Raw genomic sequence first — 18,377 nt, 5'->3', positions numbered from 1 at the left:
GTGGACCGCGACACCGCCCGCGACCCCGAGCGCCTGTGGGCGCAGATCGAGCAGCAGCAGGTCACCGCCATCCAGGCAACCCCCTCGACCTGGCGCATGCTTGCCGACCACCCACGCCTGCCGGCGTTGGCCGGGCGCCAGGTGCTGTGCGGCGGCGAAGCACTGCCGGCAGACCTGGCCGAACGTCTTATCAACGTGGCCGGCAGCCTGTGGAACCTCTACGGCCCGACCGAAACTTCGGTGTGGTCGGCCCGTTGCCACCTTGAAGGCCAGCAGCAAGTGATGCTGGGCGAAGCCCTGGCCCACACTGCACTGCATGTGCTGGACGACGACCTTGAACCACTGCCGCTTGGCGTGGCCGGCGAGCTGTACATTGGTGGCGAAGGCCTGGCCCGTGGTTACCACGACCGCCCGGGCCTGACTGCCGAGCGCTTCGTCGCCGACCCGTTCGGCAGCGGCGCGCGCCTGTACCGCACCGGCGACCTGGTGCGCCGCCGCGCCGATGGCGCGCTGGAGTACCTGGGGCGGATCGACCAGCAGGTGAAAATTCGCGGTTTCCGTATCGAGCTGGGCGAAATCGAAGCCTGCCTGCTGGCCGAGCCTGGTGTGCGCGAGGCCGCCGTGGTGGCGCGCCAAGGGCAACTGATCGGCTATGTAGTGGCCGACGATGACGCGCTGCTGGCAGCCCTGCGCGAGCGCCTGCAAGCGCAACTGCCGGATTACATGGTGCCGGCACGCCTGATGCGCCTTGAGCACATGCCACTGACACCGAACCGCAAGCTCGACCGCAAGGCATTGCCCGAGCCGGAGCTGCAAGTACGCGAGCACGTGGCGCCGGAAGGCGAGGTGGAGTGCACCCTGGCGCAGATCTGGCAAAGCGTGCTGAACCTGCCGCAGGTGGGCGCCGAGGACAACTTCTTCGAGTTGGGTGGCGATTCGATCGTTTCGGTGCAGGTGGTTGCCCGTGCCCGCGAAGCCGGCCTGGCATTCACCCCGCGCGAGCTGTTCGAGCAACAGACCATCCGCCGCCTGGCCAAGGTGGTTGGGCAGCCGGCAACTGTCGCCGCCACCACACCAAGCACCGGCCTTGCACAACTCAGCGCTGCCGAGCGGGCGCGCCTGCCGGCGGACCTGGAGGACGCCTACCCGCTGTCGCCGATGCAGCAAGGCCTGCTATTCCATGGCCTGAGCGGTGCGGGCGAGGGCGAGTACATCAACCAGCTGGCCTTCGACCTGGACGCGCTCGAGCCTGCGCACCTGCGCGCGGCCTGGCAGCAACTGATCGCGCGCCACCCGATCCTGCGCAGCGGCTTTGCCTGGGACGGCCTGGAGCAGCCGCTGCAACTGGTCTACCGCCAGGTGCCCGAGCTGTGGCAAGAGCACGACTGGCGTGGCCAGGAGTGCAGCAGCGAGGCGCTGGACGCCTTCGCCAGCCAGCAGCGGGCACAGCCGTTCGACTTTGCCCAGCCGGCCCTGCAACGGGTAGCGCTGCTGCGCCTGGCCAACGGCCGCCACCGCCTGGTGTGGACCTACCACCATCTGCTGCTCGACGGCTGGAGCAGCGCGCGGCTGATCGAGGAATGGCTCGGCCGCTACGTGGGCGAAACCCCGCAGGCTGCGGCTGGGCGCTACGGCGACTACATCGCCTGGCTGCAACGCCAGGACCCGCAGCGCGGCGAAACCTTCTGGAAGGCCCGCACCGCGCAGCTCGATGCACCCACCTTGCTGGCCGCCAATGCGCCGGTGGCAGCGGGCGGCAGCGGGCAGCACGCCTGCGAGCTGCTGCTCGATGCCGCGCACAGCGAGGCCCTGGCCGCTTTCGCCCGCAGCCAGCGGGTCACCCTCAACACCCTGGTGCAGGCTGCCTGGCTGCTGCTTTTGCAACGCCACAGCGGCCAGCGCGTGGTGTGCTGCGGCGCCACCCTGTCGGGGCGCCCGGCAGAGCTGGCTGGCAGCGGCGACATGCTGGGGCTGTTCATCAACACCTTGCCGCTGATTGCCGAGCCTGCGCCGCACCAGGCGCTGGGCGACTGGCTGCAGGCCTTGCAGGGTGAAACCCTGGCCCTGCAGGAGCTGGCCCACGTACCGCTGTACGACGTGCAGCGCTGGGCCGGCAGTGCCGGGCAGTCACTGTTCGACACCTTGCTGGTGTTCGAAAACTACCCGGTAGATGCCGCCCTGCGCAGCCAGGCGATGCAGCAACTGGGCATCGATGGCGTGGCCCAGCGCGAGTCGACCCACTACCCGCTGACCCTCACCGTGCACCCCGGCGAGCGCCTGCAACTGGCCCTGGCAGCCCGCGCCGATGCCTTCAGCAGCGCCACGCTTGCGCAACTGGCCGAGCACCTGGGCCAGTTGCTGCGCAGCCTGCCGGGCAACCCGCAGCGGCGCCTGGGCGAGCTGGCGATGTTGTCGGTGCAGGCCCGCCGCCAGGCCCTGGCCCGCGCCGCGCAACAGCCGGTATTGGGCGCCGGGCAAAGCCTGCCGGCGTTGTTCGCCGAACAGGCGCGCCGCAATGGCACGCTGTGCGCGGTGAGCGACGGCGCGCAGCGCCTGGACTACGCCAGCCTCGACCAGGCCTCCAGCTGCCTGGCCCGGCACCTGCTGGCCCATGGTGTGGGCGCCGGCAGCCTGGTGGCGGTGTGCCTGGAGCGCGACGCGCAACTGCTGGTGACCCTGCTGGCGGTGCTCAAGGCCGGCGCCGCCTATGTGCCGCTGGACCCGGAGTTCCCGGCCCAGCGCTTGCGCCACATGCTCGACGACAGCGGCGCGCAGCTGCTGCTGACCCATAGCGCCTTGCTGGCGCAACTGCCCGAGGCCGCTGCCGGCCAGCAGCGCTGGTGCCTCGACCAGCTGGCACTGCCCGCAGGCGACACGAGCGCCTTGCCCGCCATCGACCCCGAGCAACTGGCTTATGTGATCTACACCTCCGGCTCCACCGGCCTGCCCAAGGGCGTGGCCGTGCGCCACGGCGCGCTGGCCAACTTCCTGTTGAGCATGGCTGAAGCACCGGGCTTGGCCCGTGGCGAAAAAATGCTCGCGCTGACCTCGCTGTCGTTCGACATCGCCGCGCTGGAGCTGTACCTGCCGCTGCTGCAGGGCGCCAGCGTGGTCATGGCCGACCGCGCCATGGCCCGCGATGCCGGGCGCCTGCTCGACTACATCGTCGCCCAGGGCGTGGGTTGCGTGCAGGCCACGCCGTCGACCTGGCGCATGCTCAGCGAGCACCCGCGCTTTGCCAGCCTGCAAGGGCTGCGCGCGCTGTGCGGCGGCGAAGCGCTGGCCGGCGACCTGGCAGCGCGCCTGCAAGGCGTGGTGGGCGAGTTGTGGAACCTGTACGGGCCCACCGAAACCACCATCTGGTCGGCGCGCATGCGCCTGGGCCAGCAGGCCACCCAGGTGCTGCTGGGCGAAGCCATCGCCGGCACCTCGCGGCATGTGCTGGACGAGGCCCTGGAGCCGGCCGCCGATGGCGTGGCCGGCGAGCTGTACATCGGCGGCGCGGGCCTGGCCCGTGGTTACCACCGTCGCCCGGGCCTGACCGCCGAGCGCTTTGTCGCCGACCCGTTCGGCGCCCCGGGCGAGCGCCTGTACCGCACCGGCGACCTGGTGCGCTGGCGCGGCGAGGCGCTGGAGTACATCGGCCGAATCGACCAGCAGGTGAAGATCCGCGGCCACCGCATCGAGCTGGGCGAAATCGAAGCCTGCCTGCGCCGTTGCCCTGGCGTGCGTGAAGCCGCCGTGGTGGCGCGCCCAGGCCCGGCCGGCCCGGTGCTGGTGGGTTACGCCGAGGCCGACGACGCGCCGCAGCTGGCCGTGCAGCTTAAAGAGGCGCTGCAAGCGGCGTTGCCCGACTACATGGTGCCGGCCCAGGTGCTGGTGCTGGCGCGCATGCCGCTGACCCCCAACGGCAAGCTCGACCGCAAGGCCCTGCCGGCCCCCGACTGGCAGGCCCGCGCGCATGTGGAACCGGCCACGCAGCTGGAGCGCCAGCTGGCGGCGATCTGGTGCGAGGTGCTGGGGCTCGAGCGGGTCGGCAGCACGGACGACTTCTTCGAGCTGGGCGGCCACTCGCTGTTGCTCACCCGCCTGGTATCGCGGGTGCGCGAGGCGCTCGGGGTGGACCTGGCACTTCATGAAGTTTTTGACCACTCAAGCGTCAGTACCCTTGCAGCACACCTGCAAAGCGCGCCCCCGGCCGCTGACGACTTGCTGGAAGTGGATTTCATGAACGATTTGCTGGAAGAACTGGAGCAGGCTGAATGAGTAGTGTCCTCGACCCCAAGGTAGCGGCGCAGGACCGTGAGCTGCAGGCCATCGGCGCACGCCTGGCGCAATTGGCGCAGGACAAGCAGCAACTGTTCCTGGCCAAGCTGGTGGCCGCTGGCGTCAACGTGCGCCGCCTGCCGGTGCCAAGCCTGCCGCGTGACGGCGCCCTGGCGCTGTCGGCGGCGCAGAGCCGGCAATGGTTCATCTGGAAGCTCGACCCCCAGGCGCCCACCTACAACCTGCACCGCGCCGTGCAGTTGCGTGGGCCGCTGGACCGCGAGGCAGTGGCCGCAGCCCTGCGCGCCATCGTAGCCCGCCACGAGAACCTGCGCAGCCGCTTCCACGAGGTGGAAGGCCAGCCGCAACTGCTGATCGAGCCCAAGGCTGAGCTTGAGGTGGTATTCGAGGACCTGACCGCGCTGCCTGCGCCTGAGCGCCAGGCCCGTGCCGACGCGCTGGGCATGGCCTGCGCCGTCACCCCCTACGACCTGGCCGCCGGCCCCTTGCTGCGGGTGACCCTGCTGCGCCTGGGCGCCGAAGAGCACCGCCTGCTGCTGGGCGTGCACCACATTGTTGCCGACGGCTGGTCGATGAACCTGCTGGTGGACGAGTTCACCCGCGGTTACAACGCCCACTGCCGTGGCCAGGCCAGCGAGCTGCCGCCGCTGGCCGCGCAATACGCCGACTGCGCCGCCTGGCAGCGCAAGCTGCTGGCCGCCGGGGAGGGTGAGCGCCAATTGGAATACTGGCTCAAGCGCCTGGGCGGCGAAGCGCCGACCCTGGAGCTGCCGGTTGACCGCCAGCGCCCGGCACGCCCCAGCGGGCAGGGCGCGGTACTGTGCTTCGACATCCCCGAGGCCTTGGCCGGCGCCCTGCGCAAGGTCGCCCAGGCGCGTGGCGCGACGCTGTTCATGCTGTTGCTGGCGGCGTTCAAGGTACAGCTGTACCGCTACACCGGCCAGCCTGACCTGCGTGTCGGCGTGCCGGTGGCCGGGCGTGGCAACGGCGAGAGCCAGCGCCTGATCGGCTTTTTCGTCAATACCCTGGTGATGCGCACCGAGCTCGATGGCCGCGAGCGCTTCGACAGCGTGCTGGCCCGGGTGCGCCAGGGCGCGCTGGCCGACCAGGCCCACCAGGAGCTGCCGTTCGAGCAACTGGTGGAGGCCCTGGCGCCGCACCGCAGCCTCAGCCACAACCCGCTGTTCCAGGTGATCTACAACCACCAGTGGCATGACACCGACGCCCTGCAGACCCTCGACGGCGTGGCCATGGAGTCGCTGGCGCCGCTGATGCGCGCGGTGGATTGCGACCTGGCCCTGGACACCGCCGAAGACTCCGCCGGCCGCCTGCGCTGCGAAATCAGCTACGCCACCGACCTGTTCAGCGCCGCCAGCATCGAGCGCTGGCGCCGGCACTTCGAGGCCTTGCTGGCGCAGATTGCCGCGCAGCCCGAGGCCCGGGTGTGCGACTTCGAGCTGCACGAGCCCGCCGCCTGGGCGCAGTTGCAGGCCTGGAACGCACTGCCCGAAAGCACTGCTGAAGAGCCGCTGGTGCACCAGCTGATCGCCGCCTGGGCGCAGCGCACGCCAGACGCCCCGGCGGTGCGCTGTGGCGAGCAGGTGTTGAGCTTCGCCGAGCTGAACCTGCGCGCCAACCAGCTGGCGCAGTATCTGTGTGCCCAGGGTGTCGGCCCCGAGCAGCGGGTGGGCGTTGGCCTGCCGCGCTCGCCGCAGTTGCTGGTGGCGCTGCTGGCAGTGTTCAAGACCGGCGCCGCCTACGTGCCGCTGGACCTCGACTACCCGCAGGAGCGCCTGGCCTACCAGGTGCGAGATGCCGGCCTTGCCTGGCTGATCGGCGACAGTCGCGACCCGCGCCGGGCCGCCTTGCCCGAGGGTGTGCAGCGCCTGGACCTCGACCTGCTCGAGCTGGCCGCCTGGCCGGCCGAGGCACCGGCCGTGGCGCCGCACCCCGGCAACCTGGCCTACCTGATCTACACCTCCGGCTCCACCGGCCTGCCCAAGGGTGTGGCCGTGGCCCACGGCCCGCTGGCCATGCACTGCCGCACCATCGGCGTGCGCTACGAAATGACCCCCGCCGACCGCGAGCTGCACTTCATGTCGTTCGCCTTCGACGGTGCCCACGAGCGCTGGCTCACTGCCCTGACCCATGGCGCCAGCCTGGTGCTGCGTGACGACAGCCTGTGGACCCCCGAACAGACCTACCAGGCCATGGGCCGCTACGGCGTGACCGTGGCCGCCTTCCCGCCGGCCTACCTGCAACAGATCGCCGAGCATGGCGAAGGCCGCGACGACGTGCCGGCGGTGCGGGTGTATTGCTTCGGTGGCGACGCAGTGCCACACGCCAGCTTCGAGCAGGTGCGCCAGGTGCTGCGCCCGGCCTGGATCATCAACGGCTACGGCCCCACCGAAACCGTGGTCACGCCGATGATCTGGAAGGCCGGCCCCGGCGACCACTGCCAGGCCGGCTACGCGCCGATTGGCGACCGCGTCGGTGCGCGCAGCGTGTGGGTGCTGGACGGCGACCTCAACCCGGTGCCCACCGGTGTGTGCGGCGAGCTGTACCTGGGCGGCGAAGGCCTGGCCCGGGGTTACTTCCAGCGCCCGGGCCTGACCGCCGAGCGCTTTGTCGCCGACCCGTTCGGCGCCCCGGGCGGGCGCCTGTACCGCACCGGTGACCTGGTGCGCCAGCGCGCCGACGGCATCATCGACTACCTGGGCCGCGCCGACCACCAGATCAAGGTGCGTGGTTTTCGTATCGAGCCGGGCGAGATCGAAGCGCGCCTGCGCGCCGACGCCCGGGTACGCGAGGCGCTGGTGGTGGCCCGCGAAACCGTGGGCGGCAAGCAACTGGTGGCCTACGTGGCCGCCGACGACCCGCAGCTAGGCAGCGAGCTGCGCCAGCTGCTGCGCGAGCAACTGCCCGACTACATGGTGCCGGCCCGGGTGATGGTGCTGGCGCAGCTGCCGCGCAACGCCAACGGCAAGCTGGACCGCAACCAGCTGCCGGAGCCGGTGTGGCAGAGCGACAACAACGGCTACCAGGCCCCGCAAGGCGAGCACGAGCAGTTGCTGGCCGAGGTCTGGAGCGAGGTGCTGGGCCTGCAGCAGGTCGGCGCGCTGGACCACTTCTTCGAGCTGGGCGGCCATTCGCTGCTGGCGGTGCAGGTGGTAGCGCGGCTGAAAAAGCGCCTGGGCATCGAGGTGCCGGTACGTCAGCTGTTCGACACCCCGCGCCTGTGTGACCTGGCGCTGGCCGTGGCGGGCGCAGGCAGCGCAGGCAGCGCAGGCAGCGCCCCGGCCTTGCAAGCCCTGGCCCACGAGGGCGGTGCGCCGCTGTCGTTCAACCAGCAGCGGCTGTGGTTCCTCTGGCAGTTGGCGCCACAGAGCGCGGCCTACAACATCAGCGGTGGCCTGCGCCTGCGCGGCCAGCTGGTGGTACCTGCACTGCGCGCGGCCTTTGAGCAGTTGCAGGCGCGCCACGCCTCGCTGCGCACGGTGTTCAGCGACGACGGCGAGCAGGTGCGCCAGCAGGTGCTGGCCAACCCGGCGCTGGCCCTGCGCGAAACCAGCCTTGAGCAACTGCCGGTCGGCGAGCGTGAAGCCTGCCTGGTGCAGTGCCTGGCCGAGGAGGGCGCCGCGCCTTTCGACCTGGCCTGCGGCCCGTTGCTGCGAATCAACCTGCTGGGCATGGCCCGCGATGAACATGTGCTGGTGCTGACCCTGCACCACATCATCGCCGACGGTGTGTCGGTGAAGGTGCTGCTGGACGAGTTCGCCACTTGCTACCAGGCCGCCCTCGAAGGGCGCGATGCAGTGCTGCCGGCCCTGGCGGTGCAGTACGCCGACTTTGCCGTGTGGCAGCGCCAGTGGCTGGCCAGCGGCGAGTGCGAGCGCCAGCTGGCCCATTGGCGCGCCCACCTGGGCACTGAACACCCGCTGCTGGAGCTGCCCCTGGACCACCCGCGCCCGGCGCAGCAAAGCCTGCGCGGCGACAGCGTCGGCTTTGCCGTGGCGCCTGAACTGGCCAGCCAACTGCAACAGCTGGCGCAAGCCCGTGGCAGCTCGCTGTCGATGCTGTTGCTGGCGGCCTTTGGCACCTTGCTGATGCGCTACAGCGGCCAGCGCGACCTGCGCATCGGCCTGCCGATTGGCGGGCGCCAGCAGCAGGAAAGCGAGAACCTGGTGGGCTTTTTCGTCAACACCCAGGTGCTGCGCCTGCAAGTGGACGGTGAGGGCTCGTTCAACCAGTTGCTGGCCCAGGCCCGCAACCATGTGCTGGACGCCCAGGCCAACCAGGACCTGCCGTTCGAGCAACTGGTCGAGGCCCTGCAACCGCAGCGCAGCCTCAGCCACAACCCGCTGTTCCAGGTGCTGTTCAACCACGACCGCACCAGCGGCCTGGACAACCTCACGTTGCCGGGGCTCAGCGTCGAGCCGCTGCCCAGCGCCCGGCGCAGCACCCAGTTCGACCTGGTGCTCGATACCCGCGAGCACGCCGACGGCCAGCTGTCGGGCAGCTTCGGCTATGCCACCGACCTGTTCGAGCACACCACCATCGAGCGCCTGGCCGGGCACTTCCAGCGCCTGCTGGCGGCCATCGCCCACGCCCCGGACGAGGCCCTGGAGCGCCTGGCGCTGCTGGCCGAAGGCGAGCGCGAGCAACTGCTGCATGGCTGGAACGCAACCGCCCGCGATTACAGCCGGCAGCCCATGCTGCCCGAGCTGATTCGCCAGCAGGCCGAGCGCACGCCGCTGGCCTGCGCCCTGGTGGACGGCGAACGGCGCTTTACTTACGCCGAGCTTGAAGCGCGCAGCAACCGCCTGGCCCACTGGCTGCGTAGCCAGGGGGTGGGCTGTGATGTGCGGGTGGGGGTGTTTGCCGAGCGTTCGGCGGAGCTGGCCATTGCCCTGCTGGCCATCGTCAAGGCTGGCGGCGCCTACCTGCCGCTGGACCCGGACTACCCGGCCGAGCGCCTGGCGTTCATGCTCGAAGACAGCCAGGTGCCGCTGCTGCTGACCCAGCAGGCGCTGTTGGCGCGCCTGCCGGCAAGCAGCGCGCCGGTGTGGTGCCTGGACCGCGACTGGGCGCAAACCGACGCCCAGCCTGAGCACGCACCAGCCATTGACTACCCGGCGCAGAGCCTGGCGTATTGCATCTACACCTCCGGCTCCACCGGGCGGCCCAAGGGCGTCGGCAACCACCACGCCGGCCTGCTCAACCGCCTGCAGTGGATGCAGGACCAGTATCAGCTGGATAGCGCGGACCGGGTGCTGCAAAAGACCCCGTTCAGCTTCGACGTGTCGGTGTGGGAGTTCTTCTGGCCCTGGTTCACCGGCGCCACCCTGGTGATGGCTGCCCCCGGCGCCCACCGCGACCCGGCGCGGCTGCGCCAGGTGATCGTCGAGCAGGGCATCACCACGCTGCACTTCGTGCCCTCGATGCTGCAGGCGTTCATCGCCGCCGGCGAGCTGGCCGCCTGCACCAGCCTGCGCCAGGTGATGTGCAGCGGCGAAGCCTTGCCCCATGAGCTGCAGCAGCAGTTCCAGCAACACCACAACGGCGCGCTGCACAACCTGTACGGCCCCACCGAGGCAGCCATCGACGTCAGCTACTGGCACTGCCTCGACGAGCCGGGCCGGCACAGCGTGCCGATTGGCCGGCCAATCGCCAACACCCAGCTGATGATCCTCGACAGCCAGTTGCAGCCAGTACCGGTGGGCGTGGCAGGCGAGCTGTACATTGCCGGGCACAACCTGGCGCGTGGCTACCTGGGGCGCGCCGGGCTTACCGCCGAGCGCTTTGTCGCCAACCCGTTCGGCGCACCTGGCGAGCGCATGTACCGCACCGGTGACCTGGCGCGCTGGCGCCCGGACGGGGTGATCGACTACGCCGGGCGCATCGACCACCAGGTCAAGCTGCGCGGCCTGCGCATCGAGCTGGGTGAAATCGAGGCGCGCATGCTCGAACAACCCGGCGTGCGCGAGGCGGTGGTGGTGGCCTGGCAGCAGGCCGGTGGCGCGCAGCTGGTGGGTTACTTGACCGGCGACAGCCCCCAGGCCGAGCCGCAGGCGCTGCTGGATGCGGTGCGCGAAGGCGTGCGCGAGCACCTGCCGGACTACATGGTGCCGGCCCTTCTGGTGTACCTGGAGGCGATGCCGCTGAGCCCCAACGGCAAGCTGGAGCGCAAGGCGCTGCCGGCGCCGCAATGGCAGGCGCGCCAGTACAGCGCCCCGCAAGGCGCGCGCGAAACCGCCCTGGCGGGCCTCTGGCAGGCATTGCTGGGGGTGGAGCGGGTTGGCCGCGACGATGACTTCTTCGAACTGGGCGGCCACTCGCTGCTGGCGGTGCGGGTGGTGGCCAAGGTGCGCGAGGTGTTCGGCGTGGAGCTGGCCCTGCGCGCGGTGTTCGACACCCCGACCGTGGCGGGCCTGGCCCAGGCCCTGGGGCGTAGCCGCGGCCAGCTGGCCACAGGCCCGCAGCGCCGCGAGCGGCCGGCGCGCCCGGCACTGTCGTTTGCCCAGCAACGCATGTGGTTCCTCTGGCAATTGCAGCCAGGCAGCGACGCCTACAACATGCCGGTGGCCCTGGAGCTGGACGGCGAGCTGGACCGCGCGGCGCTGCAGCGTGCCTTCAGCGGCCTGCTGGCGCGCCACGAAGCCTTGCGCACCTGCTTCCCCAGCGAGGGCGGCGAGGTGTACCAGCAGGTGCTGCCGACGGCCGGCTTCGAGCTGCCCTGCAGCGACCTGCGCGGCGCCGACGACCCCTATGCCCAGGCCCAGGCGCTGCGTGCAGCCCAGGCCCAGGCACCGTTCGACCTGGTCAACGGCCCTGTACTGCGTGGCCAGCTGTTGCGCCTGGAGCGCCAGCGCCACCACCTGCTGCTGACCCTGCACCACATGGTTGGCGACGGCTGGTCGATGGACATTCTGGTGCGCGAACTGGGCCAGCTGTACGCCGCCGAATGCAGCGGCCAGCCGGCGGCCCTTGCGGCGTTGCCGATCCAGTACCTGGACTACGCCCTGTGGCAGCGCGAGTGGCTGGCCGGCGGCGAGGGCGAGCGCCAGCTGGGTTACTGGCAGGCGCAACTGGGCGATGCACCGCGCATCCTCGAGCTGCCTGCCGACCACCCGCGCCCGGCGCAGCAAAGCTACCGCGGTGCCAACCTCAGCCTGCAACTGCCGGCGCCGCTTGCCGCCAGCGTGCTGCGCCAGGCCCAGGCGCAGCAGGTGACGCCGTTCATGCTGTTGCTGGCGGCCTTCAACGTGCTGCTGCAGCGCCATGCCCGCCAGGATGACCTGTGCGTCGGCGTACCGGTGGCCAACCGCCTGCGCGCCGAGTGCGAAGGGTTGATCGGCCTGTTCGTCAACACCCAGGTGCTGCGTACCCGCATCGACACCGCGCAGCCGTTCGCTGCGCTGCTGCAGCAGGTGCGTGACAGCGTGCTGGCGGCCCAGGCCCACCAGGACCTGCCGTTCGAGCAACTGGTCGAGGCCCTGCAGCCAGAGCGCAGCCTCAGCCATAACCCGCTGTTCCAGGTGCTGTTCAGCCTGCAACGTCACGATGTGGCGCTGGGCGACCAGCTGGCCGGCCTGCGCATGGCCAGCCTTGAACAGGAACGGCGTACCGCCCAGGTCGACCTGGGGCTGTTCGTCGACCAACAGGGCGAGGGCGGGTTCAGCTTGACCTTCAACTACGCCAGCGACCTGTTCGAGCGGGCCAGCATCGAGCGCCTGGCCGGGCACTTCCTGCACCTGCTGCAGGCCTTGCTGGAACAGCCGGGGCTGCCATTGGTGCAGGTGTCGTCGCTGACTGCTGGCGAACGCGATGAGCTGCTGGCAGCGGGTGCTGCCGATAGCCATGGCATTGCTGGGTTCGATTTGGTCGAACAGTTCGAGCAGCAGGTTGCCCGTGTGCCCGAAGCAATTGCCGTGCGCCAGGGCGAGGGTTCGCTCAGCTACGCCGAGCTGAACCGCCGCGCCAACCAACTGGCCCACCGCCTGCAAGCGGCAGGCGTCGGCCCGGACGTGCGCGTGGGCGTGTGCCTGGAGCGCACCCCACAACTGCTGGTGGCCTTGCTGGCAGTGCTCAAGGCGGGTGGCGCTTACGTGCCGCTGGACCCCGAGTTCCCGGCCGAGCGCCTGCGCCATATGCTCGACGACAGCCGAGCGCCGTTGCTGCTCAGCCAAAGCTCGCTGCAACCGGCGCTGCAAGCACTGGGTGCCGAGGCTGAATGCTGGTGGCTGGACCAATCGGATTACCAGGGCAGTGAAGCTAACCCATTGAACCTGGCTCAGGGCGACCACCTGGCCTACGTCATCTACACCTCCGGCTCCACCGGCAAGCCCAAGGGCGTGGCCGTGCGCCGGGCCGGCGTGGGCAACTTCCTGGCGAGCATGGCCCAGGCCCCGGGCCTGGCTGCCGACGGGCGCATGCTGGCGCTGACCTCACTGTCGTTCGATATCGCCGTGCTGGAGCTTTACCTGCCGCTGGTCAGCGGTGCCAGCGTAGTGCTGGTGGACCGCGACACCGCCCGCGACCCCGAGCGCCTGTGGGCGCAGATCGAGCAGCAGCAGGTCACCGCCATCCAGGCAACCCCCTCGACCTGGCGCATGCTTGCCGACCACCCACGCCTGCCGGCGTTGGCCGGGCGCCAGGTGCTGTGCGGCGGTGAAGCACTGCCGGCAGACCTGGCCGAACGCCTTATCGGCGTGGCCGGCAGCCTGTGGAACCTCTACGGCCCGACCGAAACTTCGGTGTGGTCTGCCCGCTGCCACCTTCAAGGCCAGCAGCAAGTGATGCTCGGTGAAGCCCTGGCCCACACCGCGCTGCACGTGCTGGATGACGACCTGGAACCCCTGCCGCTGGGCGTAGCCGGCGAGCTGTACATCGGTGGCGAAGGCCTGGCCCGTGGTTACCACGACCGCCCTGGCCTTACCGCCGAGCGCTTCGTTGCCGACCCGTTCGGCAGCGGCGCACGCCTGTACCGCACCGGCGACCTGGTGCGCCGCCGTGCCGACGGCGCGCTGGAGTACCTGGGGCGGATCGACCAGCAGGTGAAGATTCGCGGTTTCCGTATCGAACTTGGCGAAATCGAAGCCTGCCTGCTGGCCGAACCCGGTGTGCGCGAGGCCGCCGTGGTGGCGCGCCAAGGGCAACTGATCGGCTATGTAGTGGCCGACGATGACGCGCTGCTGGCGCCGCTGCGTGAGCGCCTGCAAGCGCAACTGCCGGACTACATGGTGCCGGCACGCCTGATGCGCCTTGAGCACATGCCGCTGACGCCGAACCGCAAGCTTGACCGCAAGGCACTGCCCGAACCGGAACTGCAAGTGCGCGAGCACGTGGCGCCGGAAGGCGAGGTGGAATGCACCCTGGCGAAGATCTGGCAAAGCGTGCTGAACCTGCCGCAAGTGGGCGCCGAGGACAACTTCTTCGAACTGGGCGGCGACTCGATTGTTTCGGTGCAGGTAGTAGCCCGTGCCCGCGACGCCGGTTTGGCCCTGACCCCGCGCGATTTGTTCCTGCACCAGAGCGTCCGCGCCCTGGCGGCCCAGGCGCAGCCGTTGCAACAGGCCGCCACCCAGGTTGTGGCACGGCTGGACCTCAGCACCCTGAGCGACGCCGAGCGCGCCGCGTTGCCGGTGGCGCTGGAGGCGGTCGAGGACATCGTGCCGCTGTCGCCCATGCAGCAAGGCATGCTGTTCCACGCCCTGGACAGCGGCACCGACCTGTACGTCAACCAGCTGGACGTGGTGATCGACGGCCTGGATGCAGCGCGCTTCATCGCGGCCTGGGACGAAGTCAGCAACCGCCACGACAGCCTGCGCGGCAGCTTCGTGTGGCAGGGCTTTGCCGACGCCATGCAGGTGATCCAACAGCACGTCAGCTTGCCGGTGGAGCAACTCGACTGGCAGGGCCGCACCTTCACCGCCGAGGAGGCCGAGGCCGTTGCCCGCGAACAACGCGAGCGCGGCTTCGACCTGGCCCTGGCGCCATTGCAGCGCTTGCTGCTGGTGCAACTGGGCCCGCGTCGTTACCGGCTGGTCTGGACCTACCACCACCTGTTGCTGGACGGCTGGAGCCTGTCGCTGCTGATCGGCCAGGTGCTGCGCCGCTACCTGGGCCAGGCGCTGCCCAACCCGGGCCGCTACCGCGACTACCTGGACTGGCTGCAAAGCCGCGACCCGCTGGCCAGCGAGCGCTTCTGGCGCGAGCGCCTGCAAGCGCTGGAAGAACCCACCTTCCTCGCCCAGGCCCTCGCCGGCGAGCGTGGCGAAGCGGGCCACCAGGCCATCTACAGCCACCTCGACCAGGCCCGTACCGAGCGCCTGAAACAGTTCGCCCGCAGCCAGCGGGTCACCCTCAACACCCTGGTGCAGGCGGCCTGGCTGTTGCTGCTGCAACGCTACACCGGCCAGCGCTGCGTAGCCTTCGGTGCCACCGTGTCGGGGCGCCCGGCAGAACTGCCGGGTGCCCAGGACACCCTGGGGCTGTTCATCAACACTTTGCCGATCGTCCAGGCGCCACGCCCCGAGCAACCCCTGGGCGAATGGTTGCAGGTCCTGCAGGCCTACAACCTGGCGGCCCGCGAGCACGAGCACACGCCGCTCAGCCAGGTGCAGCGCTGGGCCGGCCGTGGTGGGCAGGCGCTGTTCGACAGCATCGTGGTGTTTGAAAACCAGCCGGTGGACCGCCTGCTCAGCGAGTGGGACGACGGTGAGCTGCAGTTCGAGACCGTGCGCGGCCATGGCGTGACCAACTACGCCATGGACCTGATGGTGACCCTCGGCGACAGCCTGGAAATCGAGTACATGTTCCTGCGCCAGCATTTCAACCTGGCCGAAGTGGAAGGCATTCGCCGCCACCTGGAACAACTGCTCGAAGGCTTCTGCGCCGGCGCCGAGCGCCCGTTGGGCGAACTGGCCATGCTCGCCGAGGGCGAGTGGCTGGCGCGGGCCGAGGCCAACCGCCTGCCGGCGCCGCGGCCGTTGCCAACGGTGACCGAGGGCATCGCCGAATGGGCACGCCGCAGCCCGGACTGGGACGCCGTGCTGTGCGGCGAGCAGCGCCTGAGCTTTGCCGCGCTGGAGGCGCGCGCCAACCGCCTGGCCCATTGGCTGCGGGCGCAAGGCGCGGGGCCGGAGAAAGTGGTCGGCGTGGCCCTGCCACGCAGCACCGACTGGCCGGTGGCACTGCTGGCGGTACTCAAGTGCGGCGCCGCCTACCTGCCACTGGACACCAGCCACCCGGCCGAGCGCCTGGCGTTCATCATGCGCGACTCCGGCATGCACCTGTTGCTGGCCCATTCGAGCCTTGCGCAGCAGCTGCCCGCGCTGGCCGACGTACCCCGCGCCGAGCTTGACCGCCTGGCGCTGGATAGCCTGCCGGCCACTGCCCCGGCAGTGGCCCTGCACGCCGACAGCCTGGCCTACCTGATCTACACCTCCGGCTCCACCGGCCAGCCCAAGGCCGTGGCGGTGGCCCATGGGCCGCTGGCCATGCACTGCGAGGCCATCGGCGAGCGCTACGGCATGAGCCCGTCGGACCGCGAACTGCACTTCATGTCGTTCGCCTTCGACGGTGCCCACGAGCGCTGGCTGGTGCCGCTGCTGTTCGGCGGCAGCGTGCTGCTGCGTGACGATGAGCTGTGGACTCCCGAGCAGACCCTGGCCGCCATGGGGCGCCACGGCGTCACCGTGGCGGCGTTCCCGCCGGCCTACCTGCAGGCCCTGGCCAGCCAGGCCGAAGCCGACGGCACGGCGCCGCCGGTGCGGGTGTACTGCTTCGGTGGCGACGCGGTGCCGGACGCGGCCTTCGAGCGTGCCCGCGCGGCCTTGCGGCCACGGGCGATCATCAACGGCTACGGCCCGACTGAGACGGTGATCACCCCGCTGCTGTGGCGCGCCGAGGGCGACACCACCTGCGGCGCGGCCTACGCGCCGATTGGCGAGCGGGTGGGCGCACGCACCCTGCATGTGCTGGACACCGAGTTGAACCCGGTGCCCGAAGGCGTGGCCGGTGAGCTGTACATCGGCGGCCAGGGCCTGGCGCGTGGTTACCACGGCCGCCCGGGGCTGACCGCCGAACGCTTCGTCGCCGACCCGTTCAGCGCAGGCGGCAGGCTGTACCGCACCGGCGACCTGGTACGGCGCCGCGCCAATGGCACCTTCGACTACCTGGGCCGGCTGGACCACCAGGTGAAGGTGCGCGGCTTCCGTATCGAGCTGGGTGAAATCGAGGCGCGCCTGCGCGACCAGCCGGATGTGCACAGCGCCGTGGTGGTGGCCCGTGACGGGCAGGGCGGCAAGCAACTGGTGGCCTACGTGGCCGCCGTGGCCAGCGAAGGGCTGGGCGAGTCGCTGCGCCAGCGCCTGCGGGCGCGCTTGCCCGACTACATGGTGCCGGCCCACGTGGTGGTGCTGCCGGCATTGCCGCTGAACGCCAACGGCAAGGTCGACCGCCTGGCGCTGCCGGCGCCGGTGATTGGACAGGACAGCCGCTTCGTCGCCCCGCGCAACGAACAGGAGCAGGCACTGGCTGGCATTTGGAAAGCGGTGCTGGGTGTCGAACGGGTTGGCGTTGAGGATAACTTCTTCGAGCTGGGTGGCGATTCGATCCTCAGCCTGCAGGTGGTGTCGCGGGTGCGCAACCACCCCGGCCTGCAACGGGAAATCCGCCTGCGCGACCTGATGCGCCGGCCGACCATTGCCCAGTTGCTGGCTGAGGCGCCGGCGCAGGTTGTGCAGCAGGGCGAGGTGCAACTGGCCGATGGCGAGCTGTTCAACCTGCTGCCGATCCAGCAGTGGTTGTTCGAGGTGCCAATGGCCGAGCGCGGGCACTTCAACCAGGCGCTGTTGCTGGATGTGCTGCAACCCTTGCAAGGCGATGCCCTGCAACATGCGGTGGAGCAGTTGCTGGTGCGCCACGAGGCCCTGCGCCTGCGCTTCGTCGAAGGGCCAGGTGGCTGGTCGCAACGCTATGCCAGCGTTGAAGAGGCGGCCCAGGTGCCGGTGCTGTGGCAGGAACAACTGGCCGACAGCGCCGCCATGGAGGCGGCCATCCAGCGCGCCCAGCGCAGCCTCGACCTGACCCAGGGGCCGCTGCTGCGGGTGCTGCATGCGCGCCTGGCCGAGGGCGGCGAGCGCTTGCTGCTGGTGGTGCACCACCTGGCGGTGGACGGGGTGTCGTGGCAGGTGCTGGTCGAAGACCTGCTGGCGGCCTACCAGGCGGCGAGCCGTGGCCAGGTGGTGCAGCTGCCAGCGCCGACCAGCCGCTACCGCGACTGGGCCCAGCGCCTGCAACAGCTGGCCCGCAGCCCCGAGGGCGAGGCCGAGCTGGGTTACTGGCAGCAGCAACTGGGCAGCGATGCACCAGCCGAACTGCCGGTGGACAACCCGCGCGGGCGCAACCTGGTGGGCACCCAGGCCGAAGCGCACCTGCGCCTGGACAGTGAGGCCACCGCGCGCCTGCTCAAGGTTGCTCCGGCTGCGCTGCAGGCGCAGATCAACGACCTGTTGCTGACGGCGTTGTCTCGGGCCGTGTGCGGCTGGAGCCAGGCGGCCTCGATGCTGGTGCAACTGGAGGGCCATGGCCGCGAGGACTTGTTCGACGAACTGGACCTGAGCCGTACCGTGGGCTGGTTCACCAGCATGTTCCCGCTGCACCTGAACCCCGGTGCCGGCACGCCGGGCGAGTCGCTGCGGGCGGTGCGCGAGCAGTTGGCGCAGGTGCCCGGGCGCGGCCTGGGTTACGGCGTGCTGCGCTACCTGGGCCGCAGCCAGGTGCGCGAAGCCCTGGCGGGCCTGGCGCAGCCGCGCATCACCTTCAACTACCTGGGGCAACTGGACCAGGCCAGCGATGGCCAGGGGCTGTTTGGCGCTGCCGGCGAAAGCCTGGGCGACTTCCACAGCCCGACGGCGCCGCTGGCCAACTGGCTGGAGATCATCGGCCAGGTGCAGGACGGTGAGCTGGCCATGCGCTGCATCTACAGCCGCAAGCGCTACCGCCCGCAAACCGTGCAAGCGCTGATGGAGGCCTTCAAGGCCCAGTTGCACGAGCTGATCAACCTGTGCGGGCGGCCGGCATGA

At 70.3% G+C, this 18,377-nt stretch carries 2 protein-coding genes (1 of these 2 running past the window's edge); both read left to right on the top strand.

The window, feature by feature from the left end; all coding sequences use genetic code 11:
• Positions 1–4,266, top strand: the end of a protein-coding gene (locus ACI2KK_RS24265; RefSeq protein ID WP_404670943.1) for an amino acid adenylation domain-containing protein. The gene continues 6,609 nt to the left of window position 1, outside the view; the window shows 4,266 of its 10,875 coding nt (coding positions 6,610–10,875); the start codon falls outside the window, past its left edge; it ends in the stop codon at positions 4,264–4,266.
• Entirely contained in the window at positions 4,263–18,377 is a 14,115-nt protein-coding gene (locus ACI2KK_RS24260; protein ID WP_404670942.1) for a non-ribosomal peptide synthase/polyketide synthase, read from the top strand. The genes ACI2KK_RS24265 and ACI2KK_RS24260 overlap by 4 nt, the downstream gene beginning before the upstream one ends.

It is taken from the genome of Pseudomonas sp. NPDC089406 (assembly GCF_044900265.1).
GTDB classification, from domain to species: domain Bacteria; phylum Pseudomonadota; class Gammaproteobacteria; order Pseudomonadales; family Pseudomonadaceae; genus Aquipseudomonas; species Aquipseudomonas fakonensis.
This window is presented reverse-complemented; position numbering and strand designations above follow the sequence as displayed.

What these genes read in the sequence shown, in the direction of transcription:
- ACI2KK_RS24260 (WP_404670942.1), top strand. Translation starts at nt 4,263, where the DNA reads ATGAGTAGTGTCCTCGACCCCAAGGTAGCGGCGCAGGACCGTGAGCTG.